Raw genomic sequence first — 18513 nt, 5'->3', positions numbered from 1 at the left:
CCAGGAGCATCTCAGACGCGCACGGTGTCGACAACGCCCGTACGAGCGCACACCGCGTCGAGCAGTGCAGCTCCTGCTCGTGCTCCTGCGACGGATCAGTCCTCGACCCGTACCTCACCGGTCTCGACGTCGACCTCGATCTCGGTGTCGTCGCCGCCGGACCGCTCGAGGTCGATCTGGTAGCGGATCGTGCCGTCGTCGGAGTCGAGGTCCCAGCTGGAGACCCGGCCGTCGTGCTTCTGCAGGGCGAGATCGATCGCCTCGGCGGGAGTCATGGGCGAGGTGACGTCCACGGCCGGCTCGTCGACCCTGTCGTCGTCCTCCTCGTGCTGGAGGACCTCACCGGTGGCGGCGTCGATGTCGATCTCGTGCTCGCGGCCGTCCAGGGCCACCTCGATCTCCCACACCCAGTCGCGGTCGTCGTCGTGGTCGATCGAGACCGACACCGTCTCCCCGCCGCCTGCGGTCTCCAGCGCGATCGCGACGGCGTCCTCCACGGGAACCGGCAGCTGCTCGGTGGCGAGGTCGGCGCTCTCGGGGAGCGGTGCGCCGCCGGCCGCCGCGTCGTCACCGGCGCCATCGCCTGCCGTGCCGCCGTCCGAGGGCGCCCCGTCGGCGCCACCTGCATCCGAGGCGCCAACCGCTTCCGAGGTGTCGCCGCCTGCGGAGCCGTCGCCGCCGGAGGCGTCGTCGCCCGTCGCCTCCCCACCGTCGCTCACGGAGGGGTCGGAGTCCCCGTCGGCCGGAGAGCCGTCGTCCCCGGAGGTGTCCCCGCACCCGGCGGCGAGGGCGATGACGAGGGCGCCGAGGGCGGCGGCCCGCGTGGTGCTGCGGAGGGTGGAGCGTGAGCGCATCGTGCGGATCATGGCGGTCCTTGTCCTGCCGGGGCGGGCCCGGCATACGTCGTGAAGATACCCCCAGGCTACGAGGCACTTCCCAGGAGATCCAGCACTCTGAGAACACTCTCATCGGGCTCTCACCGGCCCCACTGCCACCACGTGTCGCAGGGCGCGTGCGGGGCAGGGGTCTCCGGGCGGCACAGATCCGTTGATCGGGACCTCCGGCCTTCCCCGTCCGCCACCGACGACCTACGGTGGGAAGCAGCCCCCAGGGGACCCTGATGTCTGATGCAGCAGGAAGGCGCCATGACCTCTACGAGGACCACCGCGAACACCACCACGAGCACCTGGCCGGACTCCCCCGCGCAGTCCCCCACCGAGGAGGAGCTGCACCGGATCCACGCCTGGTGGCGGGCCGCGAACTACCTCTCGGTCGGGCAGATCTACCTCAAGGACAACCCGCTGCTGCGCATCCCTCTGCAGCGCGAGCACGTCAAACCCCGCCTGCTCGGCCACTGGGGCACCACCCCGGGGCTGACCTTCCTCTACGCCCATGCGAACCGGGCGATCCGGCAGCGGGGCCTGCACGCCATGTACATCACCGGGCCCGGCCATGGCGGGCCGGGTCTGGTGGCGGCGAGCTACCTCGAGGGCACCTATTCCGAGGTGTATCCCGCCGTGAGCCCGGACGAGGACGGCCTGAAGCGGCTGTTCACGCAGTTCTCCTTCCCCGGCGGCATCCCCTCGCATGTCGCTCCGGAGACCCCCGGCTCGATCCACGAGGGCGGCGAGCTCGGCTATGCCCTCTCCCACGCCTACGGCGCCATGTTCGACCGCCCCGACCAGATCGCCTTCACCGTGGTGGGCGACGGCGAGGCGGAGACCGGTCCGCTGGCGACCTCCTGGCACTCCAACAAGTTCACGAACCCCCAGCAGGACGGGGTGGTGCTGCCGATCCTGCACCTGAACGGCTACAAGATCGCCAACCCCACCGTGCTGGCCCGCATCGGCGACGAGGAGCTCGAGGCGCTGATGCGCGGCTACGGGCACACCCCGCTGTTCTTCACCGGCGGGTTCCAGGACGAGGATCCGATGGCGGCGCACGAGCGCTTCGCCGCGGTGCTCGACACGGCGCTGGACCAGATCGCAGAGATCAAGCAGCAGGCGCAGGCCGATGCCGCGGCCGGCCGCGAGACGGAGCGGCCCGCGTGGCCGATGATCATCTTCCGCACCCCCAAGGGATGGACCGGGCCGAAGACCATCGACGGGCAGGTCACGGAGGGGTCCTGGCGCTCCCATCAGGTGCCGCTCGCGAGCGCCCGGGACACCGAGGAGCACCTCGCCGACCTCGACACCTGGCTCCGCTCCTACCGCCCCGAGGAGCTGTTCGACGAGGAGGGTCACCTGCTCGAGGACATCGCGGCCGCCGCTCCGAGCGAGCTGCAGCGGATGTCCGCGAACCCGGCCACCAATGGCGGCTCCGTGCTGATCCCGCTGCGCCTTCCGGACTTCCGCGACCACGCCGTCGAGGTGCAGCATCCGGGAGCCTCGGTCTCCGAAGCCACCAGGGTGCTGGGCGGCTGGCTGCGGGACGTGGTGACCGAGAATCCCGAGAACTTCCGGATCTTCGGGCCCGATGAGACAGCCTCGAACCGTCTGCAATCGGTGTACGAGGTGACCGACAAGCAGTGGAACGCGGACTTCGAGCCGCACGACCGCGAGGAGCACCTGGCGCGATCCGGCCGCGTCATGGAGGTGCTCTCGGAGCATCAGTGCCAGGGCTGGCTCGAGGGATACCTGCTCACCGGCCGCCACGGCCTGTTCTCCTCCTACGAGGCGTTCATCCACATCGTCGACTCGATGGTCAATCAGCACGCCAAGTGGTTGAAGGTCACCAACGAGCTGGAGTGGCGCCGGCCGATCGCCTCGCTGAACTACTTGCTCAGCTCGCACGTGTGGCGACAGGACCACAACGGTTTCAGCCATCAGGATCCCGGGTTCATCGATCACCTGGTCAACAAGAAGGCCGAGATCGTGCGGGTGTACCTGCCGCCGGATGCGAACACGCTGCTGTCCACCTACGACCACTGCCTGCGCTCGCGCCAGTACGTGAACGTGGTGGTGGCCGGGAAGCAGCCCAACCCGAACTGGCTGAGCATGGACGAGGCCGTGGTGCACTGCGCGCGCGGGCTCGGGATCTGGGAATGGGCCGGCACCGAGGTGGACGGCGAGGAGCCGGACGTGGTGCTGGGCTGCGCCGGCGACATCCCCACCATCGAGACGCTCGCGGCCGCGAAGATCCTGCGCGAAGCGATGCCCGACCTGAAGGTCCGGGTGATCAACGTCGTGGACCTCATGCGCCTGCAGGAGGACACCGAGCATCCCCATGGCCTCTCCCCGGAGGACTTCGACGGGCTGTTCGGCGAGGACATCCCGGTGATCTTCGCGTACCACGGGTATCCCTGGCTGATCCACCGCCTGGCCTACCGCCACGATCGCAGCTCCCGGATCCACGTGCGCGGCTACAAGGAGGAGGGCACCACGACCACTCCCTTCGACATGCTCATGCTCAACGACTCCGACCGCTATCACCTCGTGATGGACGTGATCGACCGGGTCGAGGGCCTCGCCACCCGGTATGCGGGACTGCGCCAGCGGATGGTCGACGCACGGCTCCAGGCACGAGCCCACGCGTACGAGCACGGCGAGGATCCGGCGCACATCGCGCAGTGGCAGTGGGACGACAACGCGGACGAGGCGGGCGACGGCGCCCCCGCGCAGGCCCAGGACACCGGGGGCGACAACTGAGGCGGCCCGCCCCAGGGCCGGAGCGTCGGCAGGTCGGCAGGTCGGAGAGGACGAGATGAGCACGCAGCGGAACCCCGAGCTGGCGAGCGGATCAGCAGAGGCGCAGCGCAGGATCGTCCGGGTGCGCGGGCAGGTCCAGGGCGTCGGCTTCCGGATGGCGGCCGCCTCGGAGGCGGCGCGGCTCGGTGTGGCCGGCACCGTGCGCAATCTGTGGGACGGCACGGTCGAGGCCGACATCGAAGGGGCGCAGCACGCGGTCGACGCGATGCTCGCCTGGCTGCGTCAGGGGCCGACGAGCGCGCACGTGAGCGGGATCGACGTGCGCCCGGAGGCGCCGCGCGGGGCGGACTCGTTCCGGATCACCGGCTGACTCACCGGCCGATTCAGGCACCGACGTGCGCGCGCGGCGTGGTGCGCAGGTAGTTCACCGCGACCAGCACGCCGGCGGCGATCATCACCGTGGAGGTCACGATCAGCGCGGTCTGGCCGGCCGAGTCGATGATCAGGCCGCCCACCAGGGCGCCCCCGGCGATCGCGGTGTTGAACACGGCGCTGTTCAACGCGGTGCCCTCCTCGATCACCTCCGTGGCCTGGGAGTTGACGAACGCCTGGATCGCCACCGAGATCGCGCCGACGAACAGGCCCCATAACGGCATGATCGCGAATGCCGAGGCGGGGCTGCGCATCAGCACGAGCACGGCCAGCAGGGCGATTCCCATCCCGGCAGAGACGACGAGCACGCCCCAGGGGGCGCTGCGGCTCAGCAGCGGGGCGACGGCGAAGTTGCCGATCAGCCCGGCGATGCCGAACACGAGCAGCATCATCCCGACCTGGGTGACCGGCACTCCGGCACGCTCCAGGAGGATCGGGCTCACATACGCATAGGTGATGAACTGCGCGACCACGACGAGCGTGGTGAGCGCCACGGCGTAGCGCACGCCGCGGGTGCGGGCGGCGGCGAGCATCATCGACGGGGTCACCTTCACCGGCGAGCGCACCGGCGTCACGAGGACCAGGATCAGCACCGCGACCACTGCCGCCGCGACGCCCACCACGACGAAGGCGGTGCGCCAGCCCACGTGCGTGCCGATCCAGGCGGCGACCGGGACGCCCAGCACCAGGGCAGCGCCCGCCCCGCCGAAGGCGACCGTCAGGGCCCGGGAGGTGTGCTCGCGAGGAACCTGGCCGATCGCGACGATGGCCAGCACGGCCCAGTACAGACCGATGGAGACCCCGGCGAAGAGCCGGGCGATCAGGAGCACCGCGAACGTGGGCGCCACGGCGCTCAGCAGGCAGGAGAGCACCACGGAGACCAGGGCGATCACCAGCACGAGGCGGCGGTCCAGCCCGCGCACGAGCACCGGGGTCAGCACGGCGACGATGCCGGCGAGAACGCCCGGGACGGTGACGGCGAGGCCTGCCACGCCGGCGCTGACCCCGAGATCCGGTGCCATCACGCTGAGGACGCCGATGGGCAGCTCCTCGATCGTGATGAGGATGAAGATCCCCAGGGCGAGGGCGACGACCCCTCCCCACCGTCGTGCGCTGTCCACTGCTGCTCCTCCGGACCGGGCCCGATGCTTCCTCGGGCAAACTCCCTCACGATAGGGCACGGCGGCCCGGGACAGCGGGCGGCCCCGGGCGCCGAGTAGGTGATCTCGCGCTGCCGGGGCCGTCCAGGGTCCTGCGGTCCTGCGGGTCCTGGATCTCGGACCCTCAGAGAGGCTCGATCAGACAGCAGCGTCGAAGGCCGCGCCGATCTCCTGCTCGCCGTCGTTGTAGGTCAGGAACTTCCCGACGGTTCCGGGGCGATCGAGTGCCGCCACGATGGTGCGGGCCACGTTCCCGCGCGAGACGGTGCTGCTCTCGGAGGTGGTGGCGTCGATCCGCCCGGTGGGCTCCTCGAGGGTGAGACCGGAGGGGCCGAGGATGGTCCACTCCAGGTCCGTGCCCTGCAGGTGCGCGTCCGCCTGGGCCTTGGACTCGGCGTAGGCGAAGAACGGCTCATCCTCGGGCACGCCGTGCTCGAGGCTCGCGCCGAAGTAGCTGACCATCACGTAGCGAGTGGCGCCGACGCGCCGGGCCGACTCCATCGACGCGATCGCCGCGTCCCGGTCCACAGCCCACGTGCGCTGCGGGCTCCCGCCGCCGGCGCCCGCCGTCCACACCACCGCGTCCTTGCCGCGCAGCAGCTCGTCCCAGCCGTCGGCGTCGAGCGATTCGATGTCCGCCACGACGGCCTTCGCCCCGGTGGCCTCGATCTCCGCCGTCTGCTCCGGATCGCGGATCACCGCGTGGACGGTGTGGCCCGCCTCCACGAGCAGCGGCTCCGCGAGCAGCGCGACCTTGCCATGTCCTCCGATAAGTGCAATATCCATGTGCCCACCTTTGCACCGTCATCAGCGCACGTCGAGACCGTGCCGTCCAGGTTCACTCCTGGTGGAATGCGTCGTGATCCGCGTGGCGCTCTCCGCCGTCGACACCCTCGATGCGCGCGCCCGTGCACCGCGCTCGTGCACCGCGCTCGTGCACCGCGCTCGTGCCGCGACCGATATCCTGACCGCGGTCGCCGTCGGGCGTCCGATCCCTCGGGGGAAGGAACCTCGCATGGCCGGTGGACTCGCCGCACTCCTCGACGACGTCGCAGCGCTCGCGCGGCTCGCCGCCGCCAGCGCCGACGATGTCGCCGCAGTGTCCGCGAAGGCGGGCTCGAAGGCCATGGGCGTGGTGATCGACGACGCTGCCGTGACGCCGCAGTACGTGAAAGGGCTCGAGCCCAAGCGCGAGCTGCCGATCATCTGGCGGATCACCAAGGGCTCCTTCCGCAACAAGCTGATCTTCATCCTCCCGGTCCTGCTTCTGCTCAGCGCCTTCGCTCCCTGGGCGCTGACTCCGATCCTCATGCTCGGCGGCCTCTATCTCAGCTTCGAGGGCGCCGAGAAGATCTGGGAGCTCGTCAGCGGGAAGCCCAAGAAGGCACCGGCGGCCGCCGAGGGTGCCGGCGCCGAGGACAAGATCGTCTCGAGCGCCGTGCGCACCGACCTCATCCTCTCCGCCGAGATCATGGTCATCTCCATGAATTCGATCGATGCCGAGTCGCTGTGGGCACGCGCGATCGTGCTCGTGATCGTGGCCATCGGCATCACCGTCCTCGTCTATGGGGCCGTAGGCGTCCTGGTGAAGATGGATGACGTCGGGCTTGCCATGGCGGCTGATGACGACTCCGAGTTCAAGCAGAGGTTCGGCCGCGGCCTGGTCGGCGCGATGCCGAAGGTCATGAACGTCATCAGCTACGTGGGCATGGTCGCGATGCTGTGGGTGGGCGGGCACATCCTCCTGGTCGGCACCCATGACCTCGGCCTCGCCCAGCCCTACGGTTTCGTGCACCACCTCGAAGGTGCCGTCGCAGGCATCGCCGGGGTCGGCGCGATCCTCGGCTGGCTGATCAACACCGCCTTCTCCTTCGTGTTCGGCCTGATCATCGGCGGCATCATCGCCGTGATCCTGCACTTCCTGCCCTTCGGGCATCACGACGAGGACGGGCATGACGGCAGCGGGCACGCCGGGGACAGCGCCGGCCAGCACGACGCCGGCCAGCACGGCACCGTGGAGAGCACTGAGAGCGCCGAGAGCGCTGAGAGCTCCGACGCCGGCTCAGAGAGTCACGACGCGAAGGGCTGACCCCAGGGCTCCCGGCATCGCAACGGTGCTTGCCCGGCCTCCCAGGCCGTGCGACCGTTGGTGACCACCGTCACCGACCGAGGAGTCCACAGCGCCGTGCATCCTGTCGATCGCCGTTCCTTCCTGTCCCTGTCCACCCGGGCCGCCGTCGGCGGAACCGCAGTCACCGCCGCGGAGGCCGCGTCGGCGGTACCGGCTGTTGCCGCTTCTGCGCCCGCTGCCCCTGGGGAGGACCCCGCTCCCCCGCCCTCCCGGGAGTTCCGCGCCCTGTGGCTCTCCTCCGTGGTCAACATCGACTGGCCCTCGACGAGCGGGCTGAGCATCGAGGAGCAGAAGGCCGAGTACATCGCCTGGCTGGACCGTGCTCAGTCGCTCGGCCTGAACGCGGTGATCGCCCAGGTGCGGCCCACAGCGGATGCCTTCTGGCCCTCCCGCTTCGAACCCTGGTCGGTGTACCTCACGGGCACTCAGGGGCAGGATCCCGGCTACGATCCGCTGGCCTTCCAGATCGAGGCGGCCCACGAGCGCAACATCGAGTTCCACGCCTGGTTCAACCCCTACCGGGTTGCGATGAGCGAGACGCCTGATCTGGTCGAGGACCATCCGGCGCGGGTGCACCCCGACTGGGTCTGGCCCTTCGGCGGGAAGCTCTACTACGACCCGGGCCTGCCCGAGGTGCGCGCCTTCGTGCAGGACGCGATGATGGATGCGATCTCGCGGTACGACGTGGACGGCGCCCACTTCGACGACTACTTCTATCCCTACGCGATCGCCGGGAAGGAGTACCCGGACCAAGCCACGTACGACGCCCAGTCCGATGGCGCCACCTCGATCGAGGACTGGCGCCGGGAGAACATCAACTTGCTGGTCAGCGAGATGCATGAGCGGATCCATGCGGAGAAGCCGTGGGTGCGCTTCGGGATCAGCCCGTTCGGGATCTGGCGGAACTCCACGAGCGATCCGGAGGGGTCGGACACCTCGGGCTCGGAGAGCTACGAGATCATCTGCGCGGATTCGCTGCGCTGGGTGCGCGAGGGTTGGGTCGACTACATCACCCCGCAGATCTACTGGCAGTTCGGCCACCCCGCCGCGGACTACGAGACCCTCGTGAACTGGTGGGCCGAGAAGGTCGAGGGCACCGATGTGGGCCTGTACATCGGCGAAGCCGCCTACAAGGCGATCAGCGGAGTGTTCCCCGAGGTCACAGAGCTGGGCGATCACGTCGATCTGACCCGCAGCCTGGACGCCGTGGACGGCAACGTGTATTTCAGCGCGGCGAGCCTGCGCGATGACACCACCGGTTCGGTCGACGACCTCGTCCAGCGCCACTATCAGCACCCGGCGATCGTGCCCGAGCTCGAGATGGTGCCCGGTGAGGCTCCCGGTGCGCCGACCGTGCTGGTGGTGCGCCGCACGGAGGACGGGGTGCAGGTGCGATGGAGAGGGCACGGAGCCGCCAGCTACGCCCTGTGGCACCTGCCCACCGCCGACGTGACCGACGAGGCTCTCGCCGACGGGCGGAATCTGGTGGCGACCGTGCGCGCGGACCGGGGCTCGCAGGCGCTCGTGCACCTCGAGGCCGAGGGCGCCGACGGCAACGGGTACTACGCGGTCACGGCCTACGACCGCACCTGGCACCAGAGTGCGCCCTCGAAAGCAGTGCGGGTGCGCGGCTGACTGCGGCACCGGCCACTGTCCAGCCCACGATTCGATATGAGGACGTCGGGCACGTGGAGGCCCGCCGGCTCACCGCGTGCCCGCTCCGCCCCCACGGTCCCAGCAGGGATTCTGATGCGCCCAGATCGCGGCTTGGACGCGATCGCGGACGCCGAGCTTGGCGATGATGCGTGAGACATGGGTCTTCACCGTACCGACCTCCACGAACAGGCTCTCTGCGATCTCGGCGTTGCTCTGCCCGTCAGCGAGGGCGGTGAGGACATCGCCCTCTCGAGCAGTCAGGTCGGGTAGCGGCAGAGACGATTCTTCGGCTGGCCGCCGACGGGCGAACTCGCGGATCACGCGGCCGGTCACCGCAGGAGAGACCAGTCCGTCTCCGGCCGCAGCAGCCCTCACTGCGAGGGTCAGATGCGCTGGATCGGCATCTTTGAGCAGGAAGCCCGCAGCCCCTTTCTCCAGCGCCCCGAAGACATATTCGTCGAGGTCGAAAGTCGTGATCACGACGACGGGGACCGGCCGCTCAGCGGTCGGATCAGTGAGCTGAGCAGTCGCCGTGAGGCCATCACCCCCGGGCATCCGCACGTCCATCAGCACGACGTCGGGCCGCAGACTGTGGGCCCGTTCGACAGCTTCATGGCCATTGGACGCTTCGCCCACGACCTCGATGTCGCCGTCGACTTCGAGAAAAGTGCGAAGAGAGCGACGGACGCTGGGCTGGTCATCGGCGATCAATACCCGGATCATGCGCTCCTCCCGACGGCGTAAGCCCGGTCAGCGGGTGAGGGGTTGGGCAGCGTGAGGGCTACGATCCAGTCCCCGTTCGGCGTGGGGGCAGCCTCAAGCATCCCGCCCAGCAGCGCGGCCCGTTCAGCCGCACCGACCAGCCCATAGCCAGTGCCCGCGTTCCGGGCGTGCTCCGGCGATGATCGCTCCTCACTGCCGAGATGCTGACTGGTCGGATTGGTGACGGTCAGCTGCACGCGGTCACCATCGGCGTCGAGAGCAACGGTGACCGTGTGTCCCGGGGCATGGGCATCGGCGTTGAGCAGAGCCTCCTTCAAGATGCTGAGCACCGTGGAGGCCGCGGCGTCACCGACACGGGCAGGTACCCGGACGTGCGAATCCACGGCGATACCCCGTTCCCTGGCTACAGCGTCGATCAGCTCGCGAGCAGCCACGTCGAGGGGCGATCGGGCCGGGTCGTCGACATCCTCCTCGCGCAGAGCACGGACCACCATGCGCATGTTGTCCAGGGCCCGAGCGGTCTTCTCCTCCACCTCGGTCAGGATCGGCTCGTGATTGGTGAGCCTCAGTGCCCGGAGGGAAAGCAGGACGTCCATCACCTCGTGAGCGGCGAGGTCGTGCAGATCGCGAGCGAGACGGTTGCGTTCCGTCGCGACGGCCTCGGCATTCACCGCGCGCGAGTGCTTCTCGACCAGCCGGGCCCGCTCAGCGGCATCGCTGGCACGCTGCCGCTGGAGACGGAACCCATAACCGACCGCAGAGCACGCGACGAAGAAGAAACCAATATCCAGCGTGACCAGGCCGATCTCGGGCACCGTGACCTCGAGACCGTTCCGGATGGCGAGCCCCACTTTCAAGGACGTGCTGAGCAGCCATCCGGCCGCCACGACGATCAACCCGAGTCGGAACGGCGCGTACGCGGCGACGGCGTAGACGCTGAACCAGAGCGGCAGGGTGAACGCCGCACTGCCGGTCTGCCCGGTCAGCATCGAGCTGGTGAGAAGGACCAGCATCACCCCACTGAACACCAGCAGCGAATGCTGCCGATGCCACCACAGCAGACCGGCGGCCAGCGTGTTGACCACGAGAAACACGACGTACCGTGCGACTCCACCGTCGATGATGTAGTCGTGGATCGCCCACAGATACAGGGCACCCACAGCCACGCTCAAGGCGCCGACCGCCAGGACGACGAGGGTGTCGTACCTGCCGGTGCTACCGGTCGAAGTCGCCGAAGACATGCCCCCATGATGTCTGAGTGCGGGGAGATCGGCATCTGTCGGAGGATGGACTTCTCGCGGCGTCCCCGGGAAATCTGTCTTGCGACAGATGTGCCGTGGGCTCCGACCCCGACACGCTGGACGCATGAATGATGAAGCCGATGCTCCGCCACCGCTGTCCGGTCTCGCGATCGAGGTCCAGGGCCTCAGCAAGAGGTTCAGCGATCGCGACGTTCTCCGCGATATCTCGTTCGCGGCCCGCCCGGGTCGCGTTACTGGATACCTGGGTCCGAACGGCTCGGGCAAGACCACGACCATTCGCATACTGCTGGCGCTCACCGCTGCCGCCACAGGCTCTGCCACCTTCGGCGGCTACCCGTACCGGGCGATCGCGCACCCCGGGCGGTCGGTCGGCGTGCTCCTGGAGAACGCCGGCCTGCACCCAGGTCTGACGCCGACCAAGCAGCTGCGCATCGCGTGCGCCGCAACCCACACCTCGAGGTCGCGGATACCCCGCGTGCTTCACGAGGTGGGACTGTCCGAGGTCGCGAACCGGAAGATCAGGACTTTCTCGCAAGGCATGCGGCGACGACTCGGTCTTGCCCTCGCGCTGCTTCCGGAGCCGAGCACACTGATCCTCGATGAGCCGGCCAACGGGCTCGATCCGGAGGGCATGATCTGGATGCGCACCCTCCTGCGCGACTACGCAGACCGCGGAGCCACCGTGCTGCTGACCAGCCACGTCCTGGCAGAACTTGATCGGTTCATCGACGACGTCGTCATCATCGGCGGTGGTCGCATTCTGGCCGAGACGACCCTCGGCCAGCTGCCCGAAGGCGTCGACCTCGAAGCCTTCTACCTCTCCACACTCCATACAGCCTCTGCCACGCAGGAGGTGGGAGCGTGATCGCCAGCGAACTGCTTCGCCTCCGCTTCTCGCTCGTCGCGAGGATCATCGGGATCCTCGTCGTCGCCGAGGCCGTATTCATCGGGCTGCTCCTTGTCCTGCTGCCCTCGATCATCGACGGGCTGATCGCCCTGAACGAGGTCATCCCGAATGCCACTGACGCCGACCAACTCGACCCGTCCCAGCTCGCTGCGTTAAGCCTCGACGCTCCCGCAACCCAAGAAGTCATCATCGACCTGCTGGGCAACTCTGGAACCGGCAGCGGCCTCCCCGCCATCGCAGCCCTGCTCATCGGTGCGTTGACCATTACCACCGAACACCGGCGCGGATCGCTCACCGCCAGTGCCCTCGCCGAACCCCGCCGGGCGCAGCTGCTGCTCGCCAAGATGACCGCTCTCGCTCTCACGGTGATCGCTGGGGTCGTCGTGCTCGTCGTGATCCGGGGCCTCCTGCTCACCATCGGCCTCGCCATCCACGGCGCGCCACTGCAACTCGACACCGTCGCGCTGGCCGGGCTATGGGGCAAGGGCGCTCTCGCTCTCGTTCTCTATGCCGCGATCGGATTCGCCATCGGCTTGCTCGCTCGCAGCCCGGTCACGGTGATCATCGTGCTCGGAGCGGCGATCATCGTCGAAAGCGTCATACGGCCGATCACGCTCCTCATCGTCGGCACACCCAACCCCGCACTCTTTCTTCCGTTCGGCCTCGTTCCCGACATCAGCGGAACAAACCCGCTAGCCGCGCTCACCGGGTCAACGGTGACGACCACAGGAATCACACCGATCACAGCCATGCTGGCCTTGGCCGCCTGGGCGATCATCGCTGCCGCTGTGGCATCGATACGCTTCGTCCGAACAGACGCCCCGGACCTCCAGTGAGGACACGATGACAGCACGGCTCGGGTCTCGCGTCTCGCCGCTGGTGGTGTCTACCCGTCCTCGCGTCGTCCCCACGGATCGATGAGCGCGACATCCAACTGCTCGAAATCCTTGACGTTGCGCGTCACCACGGTCAAGGCGTGGACTGCCGCCGTGGCGGCGATCATGGCGTCCCGCTCTGGACTCGGATCAGGAACATGCAGCCGCGCCGCCCGCCGGGCCACGGCGAGATCCATGGAAAGGATTCGGCCCGCGAACACCTTGAGCAGATCATCCTCCAGCCATGTCTGCAGACGACCCGCCTGAGCAGGATCTCGACGAGCTAGTCGTCCGATCCCGATCTCGATCTCCATGATCGTCAGTACCGACAGGTACAGGTCTGACGGGGCACGGGATGCGACCCACGAGCGCACCATCGGGTCGGCCTTGTGCTCCGGTTTGCGAAGCTCGCTGACCACGTTCGTGTCGAGCAGATAGCTCACAGGTCAGGAACCCTCAGACCGACCTTGATCGGCTCGACGTCGAAGTCGACGTCATCGACCATGCTCAACCGCTCGACCAGATCTGCGCCGTCTTCTCCCAGACGTCGGTATTCCTCGATCGACAGGAGAACGAAGGCAGGCTCGCCGCGATCGGTGATCACGACCGGTCCATGACCGGCCTCGCGCTTGGCCGCGCTGACGTCGCGGTTGAACTGACCAGCACTTATCGTCGTCATCACGATCATCTCCGCCGTAGGTAGATACCTACTTTAGCTCGATCTCGCGATCGTAGCAATCTCTGCGCACCGCGCCCGCGCCCGAGGGCGGAAGAGCACTCATGCCCTGCCATCTGGGCGGATATCGCGGACGACATGAAGAAGCGCGCGTCCGTCCTCGGTGCGTCAGTCCGTCGCGGCGGCACCCTGGTTCGCGACCACCGGCGGCTCGGCCGACCACGGGAAGACGATCCACTCATCGGTGCGCCGCCACACGAAGTCCGGGGAGACGACGGAGGCGGACTTCGAGTACAGCACCGCACTGCGGGCGTCGGCGCCCTGCTCGCGCAGCAGGTCGAGCACGAGGGCGAGGGTGCGGCCGGAGTCGGCGACATCGTCGACCACGAGCAGTCGCTTGCCCTGGATCGACTCGTTGTCCAGCATCGGCGCGAGCAGAACCGGCTCGGGCAAGGTCTCGTGCACGTCGGTGTAGAACTCGACGTTGATCGCGTCGGCGAGCTTCAGGCCCAGGGCGTAGGAGAGGGACCCGGCCGGCAGCAGACCGCCACGGGCCACCGCGATGACGATCTCCGGCTCGAACGCAGAATCAGCGATGATCTGCGCCAGCTCCCGCGAGGCGGTGCCGAACAGCTCCCAGGTCAGGACCTCCTTGGTCGACAGCTCGGACGAGTCGGCATGGTAGGCCTGGGACATCTTTTCTCTTCTCCTCGGGGTGCGATCGACGCAGAGAGCAACGATGGTATCGGCCCGCATGCGCTCGAGCCCGCGCAGCGGGCGCCTGCGTGACGGTCGACTCGTCCGGACCGGCCTTCCACCGGTGGATCGCTGGCTGAGCTCTGGCTGATCTCCGGCTGCAGCGGCCCTGACCGCGCCCTGGCCCCGTCCCACCAGCACCTCCGCGCAGGATGCTGGCCGCGCCGTTCAGCTCGCCCGCCATCGCCCTGCTGCCCCCGACTCATGCATTCAGCCACACATTCCCACAGATATTAACTGTTATTTCATGTGGCTTTGTGGCGTAGTGTGCGGTCATCTGCGGAGCCGAGGCTCGCTCGACGCCCGCGATCCCCCTTCGATGAGGCAGGTGATCCCATGTACGCCCGCGAACGCCAGCGACAGATCCTCGACACCCTCGCGCAGTCCGGCCGCGTCGCCGTCACGGACCTCTCTGCGCAGTTCGACGTCGCCACCGAGACCGTTCGGCGCGACCTCGACCAGCTCGCGGGACAGGGCTCGCTGACCCGGGTCCACGGCGGCGCAGTGCCCCGGCGCACCACCGAGGTCGAGCCCGACCTCGAGTCCCGCCGCACCACCAACGTCGACGTGAAACGACGGATCGCGACGGCCGCCGTGCGTCTGCTCCCCGCAGATCCGGGCGCCGCCGTGCTGATCGACGCCGGGAGCACCACCGCAGAGCTCCTCCCCCATCTCTCCGGTCGGCGCGGCCCCGTGATCACCAATGCTCCCGCGATCGCCCAGGGCGCTCTCGTCCACACCGATCTCGAGGTGCATGTGCTCCCGGGCCGCGTGCGCCCCACGACCCAGGCCGCCGTCGGCTCCGCGACCGTCGACGCGATGCGCCTCCTGCATCCCGAGATCGCGTTCCTGGGCTGCAACGGCCTGGACGGCGACGGCTTCACCACTCCGGACCCCGACGAGGCCGCCGTGAAGGACGCGATGGTCCGCTCCGCCGGGCTGCGGGTGGTCCTCGCCGATTCCTCGAAGGCCGGTTCCCGGCACCTGGTGACCTTCGCGCGAGCCGCGGACATCGACACCCTCGTCACCGACGACGGCCTGCCGCCCGAGGTGCTGCGCCAGCTCACCGACGCCGGGGTCGAGGTGATCTGCGCATGATCATCACCTTCACCGCGAACCCCTCGCTGGACCGCACCATCGACCTGGGCGGTCCGCTCGTCCCCGGAGGGGTGCACCGCATCAGCGGCGACAGCACCCAGCCCGGCGGCAAGGGCATCAACGTCGCGCTCGGCGTGCACCGCGCCGGGATCGACGTGACCGCGATCCTGCCGGCCGCCCCGTCGGACCCCCTGCTCGCCCTCCTCGAGGCCGAGGAGCTCCCCCACCGCGCCGCCCCGATCCGCGGCCCGGTGCGCACGAACCTCACCGTGCTGTCCTCGCCACAGGTCACCACCAAGCTCAACGAACCCGGTGCCACGCTCGGCGCGGCGGAGATCGCGGAGCTCGAGCAGCTGCTGATCTCGAGCGTCGGGGACGAGGACATCGCCATGCTCTCCGGCTCGCTCGCTCCCGGGCTCCCGGCCGACGAGTACGTGCGCCTGATCGACCTGCTCCAGGCGCGCGGCGCCCGCGTCGGGGTCGACACCTCTGATGCGCCGCTCGCAGCCCTCGCTACTGCACTTCCCGGCACCGCTCCGGACTTCCTCAAGCCCAATGCCGAGGAGCTCGGCCAGATCGTCGGCGTTCCCGGCGACGAGCTCGAGAGCCAGGTGAGCGAGGGGAACCTCGAGGGGGTTCGCGACGCGGCCCTCATGCTCCATCTCCGCGGAGTCGGCGCGGTGCTGGTGACCCTCGGCGGTGCCGGCGGGCTGCTCGCCACGGAGGGCGCCGCCTGGTACTGCCCCTCAGCCCCCTCGGCCGTGGTCTCCACCGTCGGTGCCGGCGACTCCGCGACCGCCGGCTACCTGATCGGCCACGAGATCGGCGAGGCACCTGACCTGCGCCTGGCCCGCGCCCTCGCCTACGGGACGGCCGCCGTCGGCCTGCCCGGCACCACCATCCCCCGCCCGGACCAGGTCCGCATCGCGGCGGACGGCGTCGTCCGACTCTGACCCGTCTCCCCTCGTCCCCCTGCCTCTCCCCGTCCCGCCCCGCGGGACAGCCCGTTCGAAGGAGCACACATGCCCGGATCACTGATGACCCCCGAGCTGGTCCGCCTGGAGGTGGCCCCTCCCGGTGACAAGCTCGCCGTGATCGGCCTGATGGCTGATCTGATCTCCGCCACCGGCCGCGCGGACCGCGACGGCCTCGAGGCCGGACTGCTCAAGCGCGAGGAATCCTTCGCCACGGGCATGCCCGGCGGCTTCGCGATCCCCCACTGCCGCACCGACGCGGTCCACGAGGCGGCGCTGGGCTTCCTGCGCCTGTCCGAACCGGTCGACTTCGGATCGGCAGACGGGCCTGCGGACCTCATCATCGGCATCGCCGCCCCCGCGGGCACCGACGACCAGCACCTGAAGCTGCTCGCCCAGCTCTCCCGCGCCCTGATCCGTCCCGAGTTCCTCGCCGACCTGCGCGCCGCCCGGGAGCCCCAGGAGGTCTCCGACCTGGTGATGGGCGTGATCGAGCCCGAACCGTCGGCGCAGCCCGCCGCCGGGCCGAGCGCCGGCTCCGCGACCGCCGGGAGCTCCACAGCCGACGCTCCCGCCGGGAGCTCCGCAGCCGGGGCAGGCGCCGCCGAGAGCGCTGCCGCAGGCACAGCTGCTGCTGGCACAGCCGCTGCAGGCACCGCCGAGGCAGCCGACGCGCCCGTGCTGCTCGCGATCACCTCGTGCCCCACCGGGATCGCCCACACGTACATGGCTGCCGAGTCCCTCGAGAACGCCGCGAAGGACAAGGGCGTCGAGCTGCACGTGGAGACCCAGGGCTCCGGCGGCATCACCCCGTTCACCGACGAGCAGATCGCCGCCGCGAGCGCCCTGATCATCGCGGCTGACGTGAACATCTCCGGCCGCGAGCGCTTCGCCGGCCTCCCGCTGGTCGAGCATCCCGTCAAGCGGGCCATCTCCCATGGTCCGCAGATGATCGACGAGGCCGTCGCGGCCTCCTCGGATCCCTCGGCGCGACGCGTCCCCGCGGCATCGGGCAGCTCGGAGAAGGGCTCGGAGTCCGCGTCCAGCTCCGGGAGCCAGCAGTCCTGGCCCAAGCGGATCCAGGCCTCGGTCATGACGGGCGTGTCCTACATGATCCCGTTCGTCGCGGCCGGCGGTCTGCTCATGGCGCTCGGCTTCCTCGTCGCCGGCTTCGACGTCGCCTTCGTGGCCCAGGACGTGGCCACCGGCTACACGCTCACCTCGCTCCCGGACCACATGCCCTATGACGCGGCGACCGGTCAGGCGATGACCGAGCGGGCGGGCCTCGCCCTCTACCTCGGCTCCGTGTTCTTCACCGTCGGCAACCTCGGCATGGGCTTCCTGGTCGCCGCCCTGTCCGGCTACATCGCCTACGGCCTCGCCGGCCGACCCGGGATCGCCCCCGGGTTCATCGGCGGCGCGGTCTCCGTGCTGGTCGGCGCCGGCTTCCTGGGCGGCCTGATCACCGGTCTGCTCGCCGGGCTCGTGGCTCTGTGGTTCACCACCCTGAAGCCGCCGCGCTGGCTCGCAGGGCTCATGCCCGTCGTGATCATCCCGCTGCTCACCACCCTCGTCGTGGGCGGCCTGATGCTGATGTTCCTGGGCCGTCCCCTCGCCTCGCTGATGACCACGCTCCAGGACGGGCTGACCGGGATGTCCGGCTCCTCCGCGATCCTGCTCGGCGTGATCATCGGCCTCATGATGTGCTTCGACCTGGGTGGCCCCGTCAACAAGGCGGCCTACCTCTTCGCCACCGCGGGACTCTCGCAGGGCACCGAGGCCTCCTTCCAGATCATGGCCGCCGTGATGGCCGCCGGCATGGTGCCGCCGCTCGCGATGGCGCTGTCCACCGTGGTGCGCAGGAAGCTGTACACCCCGGTCGAGCGGGAGAACGGCACCACCGCCTGGCTGCTCGGAGCGGCCTTCATCACCGAGGGCTCGATCCCCTTCGCCGCAGCCGACCCGCTGCGCGTGATCCCCTCGATGATGACCGGCGGCGCCGTCACCGGCGCTCTGATCATGGCGTTCAGCGTCGGCTCGCAGGCGCCCCATGGCGGCATCTTCGTCGCCTTCGCGATCAGCCCGATCTGGGGCTTCCTCCTCGCAGTCATCGCCGGCACCGTCGTCGCCGCCGCCGTGGTCACCGTGCTCAAGGAGACCGCGAGCCGGAAGCAGGTCGCGACGGCCTGACCCTGACGGGCCCCGCACGGCACGCA

17 protein-coding genes are annotated in these 18513 nt (G+C 69.3%); 9 read left to right on the top strand and 8 right to left on the bottom strand.

Annotation, left to right across the window (positions count from 1 at the left end):
• Positions 1-95: 95 nt before the first annotated feature.
• The gene (locus INT49_RS11845) at positions 96-866 is read right to left on the bottom strand and encodes a PepSY domain-containing protein (RefSeq protein ID WP_226850375.1); all 771 of its coding nucleotides are present in this window, start codon (positions 864-866) and stop codon (positions 96-98) included.
• Between the two features lie 279 nt (positions 867-1145).
• Between INT49_RS11845 and INT49_RS11840 the strand changes: the two genes are divergently transcribed.
• Positions 1146-3647, top strand: coding sequence for a phosphoketolase family protein (locus INT49_RS11840; RefSeq protein ID WP_193117947.1), 2502 nt, complete (start codon positions 1146-1148; stop codon positions 3645-3647).
• A 55-nt stretch (positions 3648-3702) separates the two neighbouring features.
• Positions 3703-4017 carry an acylphosphatase gene (locus INT49_RS11835; protein WP_193117946.1) on the top strand — a complete coding sequence of 105 codons (315 nt, stop codon included), beginning with the start codon at positions 3703-3705 and terminating at the stop codon, positions 4015-4017.
• A 13-nt stretch (positions 4018-4030) separates the two neighbouring features.
• Here the strand turns inward: INT49_RS11835 and INT49_RS11830 are convergent, their stop codons facing one another.
• Positions 4031-5200 carry an MFS transporter gene (locus INT49_RS11830; protein WP_319021599.1) on the bottom strand — a complete coding sequence of 390 codons (1170 nt, stop codon included), beginning with the start codon at positions 5198-5200 and terminating at the stop codon, positions 4031-4033.
• A 177-nt stretch (positions 5201-5377) separates the two neighbouring features.
• Entirely contained in the window at positions 5378-6025 is a 648-nt protein-coding gene (locus INT49_RS11825; RefSeq protein WP_193117944.1) for an SDR family oxidoreductase, read from the bottom strand.
• Positions 6026-6254: 229 nt separating this feature from the next.
• On the opposite strand from INT49_RS11825, the gene INT49_RS11820 reads away from it, so the two are divergent.
• Both INT49_RS11820 and INT49_RS11815 read left to right on the top strand, forming a co-directional pair.
• On the top strand, positions 6255-7328 hold the full coding sequence (locus INT49_RS11820; RefSeq protein ID WP_193117943.1) for a DUF808 domain-containing protein: 1074 nt from the start codon (positions 6255-6257) through the stop codon (positions 7326-7328).
• Positions 7329-7424: 96 nt separating this feature from the next.
• Positions 7425-9005, top strand: coding sequence for a glycoside hydrolase family 10 protein (locus tag INT49_RS11815; protein ID WP_193117942.1), 1581 nt, complete (start codon positions 7425-7427; stop codon positions 9003-9005).
• 69 nt (positions 9006-9074) lie between these two features.
• Here the strand turns inward: INT49_RS11815 and INT49_RS11810 are convergent, their stop codons facing one another.
• Both INT49_RS11810 and INT49_RS11805 read right to left on the bottom strand, forming a co-directional pair.
• Positions 9075-9737 carry a response regulator transcription factor gene (locus INT49_RS11810; RefSeq protein WP_319021598.1) on the bottom strand — a complete coding sequence of 221 codons (663 nt, stop codon included), beginning with the start codon at positions 9735-9737 and terminating at the stop codon, positions 9075-9077.
• A gap of 8 nt (positions 9738-9745) precedes the next feature.
• Positions 9746-10990, bottom strand: coding sequence for a sensor histidine kinase (locus tag INT49_RS11805; RefSeq protein WP_193117940.1), 1245 nt, complete (start codon positions 10988-10990; stop codon positions 9746-9748).
• Between the two features lie 124 nt (positions 10991-11114).
• Between INT49_RS11805 and INT49_RS11800 the strand changes: the two genes are divergently transcribed.
• Together INT49_RS11800 and INT49_RS11795 are read left to right on the top strand one after the other, a co-directional pair.
• Positions 11115-11876 carry an ABC transporter ATP-binding protein gene (locus INT49_RS11800; protein WP_193117939.1) on the top strand — a complete coding sequence of 254 codons (762 nt, stop codon included), beginning with the start codon at positions 11115-11117 and terminating at the stop codon, positions 11874-11876.
• Complete coding sequence (locus tag INT49_RS11795; protein WP_193117938.1) at positions 11873-12754, top strand: ABC transporter permease subunit; 882 nt, start codon at positions 11873-11875, stop codon at positions 12752-12754. The genes INT49_RS11800 and INT49_RS11795 overlap by 4 nt, the downstream gene beginning before the upstream one ends.
• 50 nt (positions 12755-12804) lie before the next feature.
• Here the strand turns inward: INT49_RS11795 and INT49_RS11790 are convergent, their stop codons facing one another.
• From INT49_RS11790 to INT49_RS11780, 3 genes are all read right to left on the bottom strand, one after another.
• Positions 12805-13236, bottom strand: coding sequence for a type II toxin-antitoxin system VapC family toxin (locus INT49_RS11790; RefSeq protein WP_193117937.1), 432 nt, complete (start codon positions 13234-13236; stop codon positions 12805-12807).
• A complete protein-coding gene (locus tag INT49_RS11785) occupies positions 13233-13481 on the bottom strand; it encodes a type II toxin-antitoxin system Phd/YefM family antitoxin (protein ID WP_226850371.1) in 249 nt (82 codons plus the stop codon). The genes INT49_RS11790 and INT49_RS11785 overlap by 4 nt, the downstream gene beginning before the upstream one ends.
• A 156-nt stretch (positions 13482-13637) precedes the next feature.
• Complete coding sequence (locus INT49_RS11780; protein ID WP_193117936.1) at positions 13638-14165, bottom strand: phosphoribosyltransferase; 528 nt, start codon at positions 14163-14165, stop codon at positions 13638-13640.
• 396 nt (positions 14166-14561) lie between these two features.
• Between INT49_RS11780 and INT49_RS11775 the strand changes: the two genes are divergently transcribed.
• From INT49_RS11775 to INT49_RS11765, 3 genes are all read left to right on the top strand, one after another.
• Entirely contained in the window at positions 14562-15323 is a 762-nt protein-coding gene (locus INT49_RS11775; protein ID WP_193117935.1) for a DeoR/GlpR family DNA-binding transcription regulator, read from the top strand.
• Positions 15320-16276, top strand: a complete 957-nt coding sequence (locus INT49_RS11770; RefSeq protein WP_193117934.1) for a 1-phosphofructokinase family hexose kinase — start codon at positions 15320-15322, stop codon at positions 16274-16276. Before INT49_RS11775 ends, INT49_RS11770 begins: the two co-directional genes overlap by 4 nt.
• 69 nt (positions 16277-16345) lie before the next feature.
• Entirely contained in the window at positions 16346-18487 is a 2142-nt protein-coding gene (locus tag INT49_RS11765) for a PTS fructose transporter subunit IIABC (RefSeq protein WP_193117933.1), read from the top strand.
• Positions 18488-18513 lie beyond the last annotated feature (26 nt).

Origin of the sequence: Brachybacterium tyrofermentans (assembly GCF_014897585.1) — a bacterium.
Lineage (GTDB): Bacteria > Actinomycetota > Actinomycetes > Actinomycetales > Dermabacteraceae > Brachybacterium > Brachybacterium tyrofermentans.
The sequence above is the reverse complement of the archived record's forward strand: the minus strand, read 5'-3'. Positions and strand labels throughout refer to the sequence as shown.

Coding starts and splice junctions, on each gene's coding strand:
- INT49_RS11845 (WP_226850375.1), bottom strand. CDS start 866: ATGATCCGCACGATGCGCTCACGCTCCACCCTCCGCAGCACCACGCGG.
- INT49_RS11840 (WP_193117947.1), top strand. CDS start 1,146: ATGACCTCTACGAGGACCACCGCGAACACCACCACGAGCACCTGGCCG.
- INT49_RS11780 (WP_193117936.1), bottom strand. CDS start 14,165: ATGTCCCAGGCCTACCATGCCGACTCGTCCGAGCTGTCGACCAAGGAG.
- INT49_RS11835 (WP_193117946.1), top strand. CDS start 3,703: ATGAGCACGCAGCGGAACCCCGAGCTGGCGAGCGGATCAGCAGAGGCG.
- INT49_RS11800 (WP_193117939.1), top strand. CDS start 11,115: ATGAATGATGAAGCCGATGCTCCGCCACCGCTGTCCGGTCTCGCGATC.
- INT49_RS11785 (WP_226850371.1), bottom strand. CDS start 13,481: ATGATCGTGATGACGACGATAAGTGCTGGTCAGTTCAACCGCGACGTC.
- INT49_RS11765 (WP_193117933.1), top strand. CDS start 16,346: ATGCCCGGATCACTGATGACCCCCGAGCTGGTCCGCCTGGAGGTGGCC.
- INT49_RS11775 (WP_193117935.1), top strand. CDS start 14,562: ATGTACGCCCGCGAACGCCAGCGACAGATCCTCGACACCCTCGCGCAG.
- INT49_RS11805 (WP_193117940.1), bottom strand. CDS start 10,990: ATGTCTTCGGCGACTTCGACCGGTAGCACCGGCAGGTACGACACCCTC.
- INT49_RS11770 (WP_193117934.1), top strand. CDS start 15,320: ATGATCATCACCTTCACCGCGAACCCCTCGCTGGACCGCACCATCGAC.
- INT49_RS11825 (WP_193117944.1), bottom strand. CDS start 6,025: ATGGATATTGCACTTATCGGAGGACATGGCAAGGTCGCGCTGCTCGCG.
- INT49_RS11820 (WP_193117943.1), top strand. CDS start 6,255: ATGGCCGGTGGACTCGCCGCACTCCTCGACGACGTCGCAGCGCTCGCG.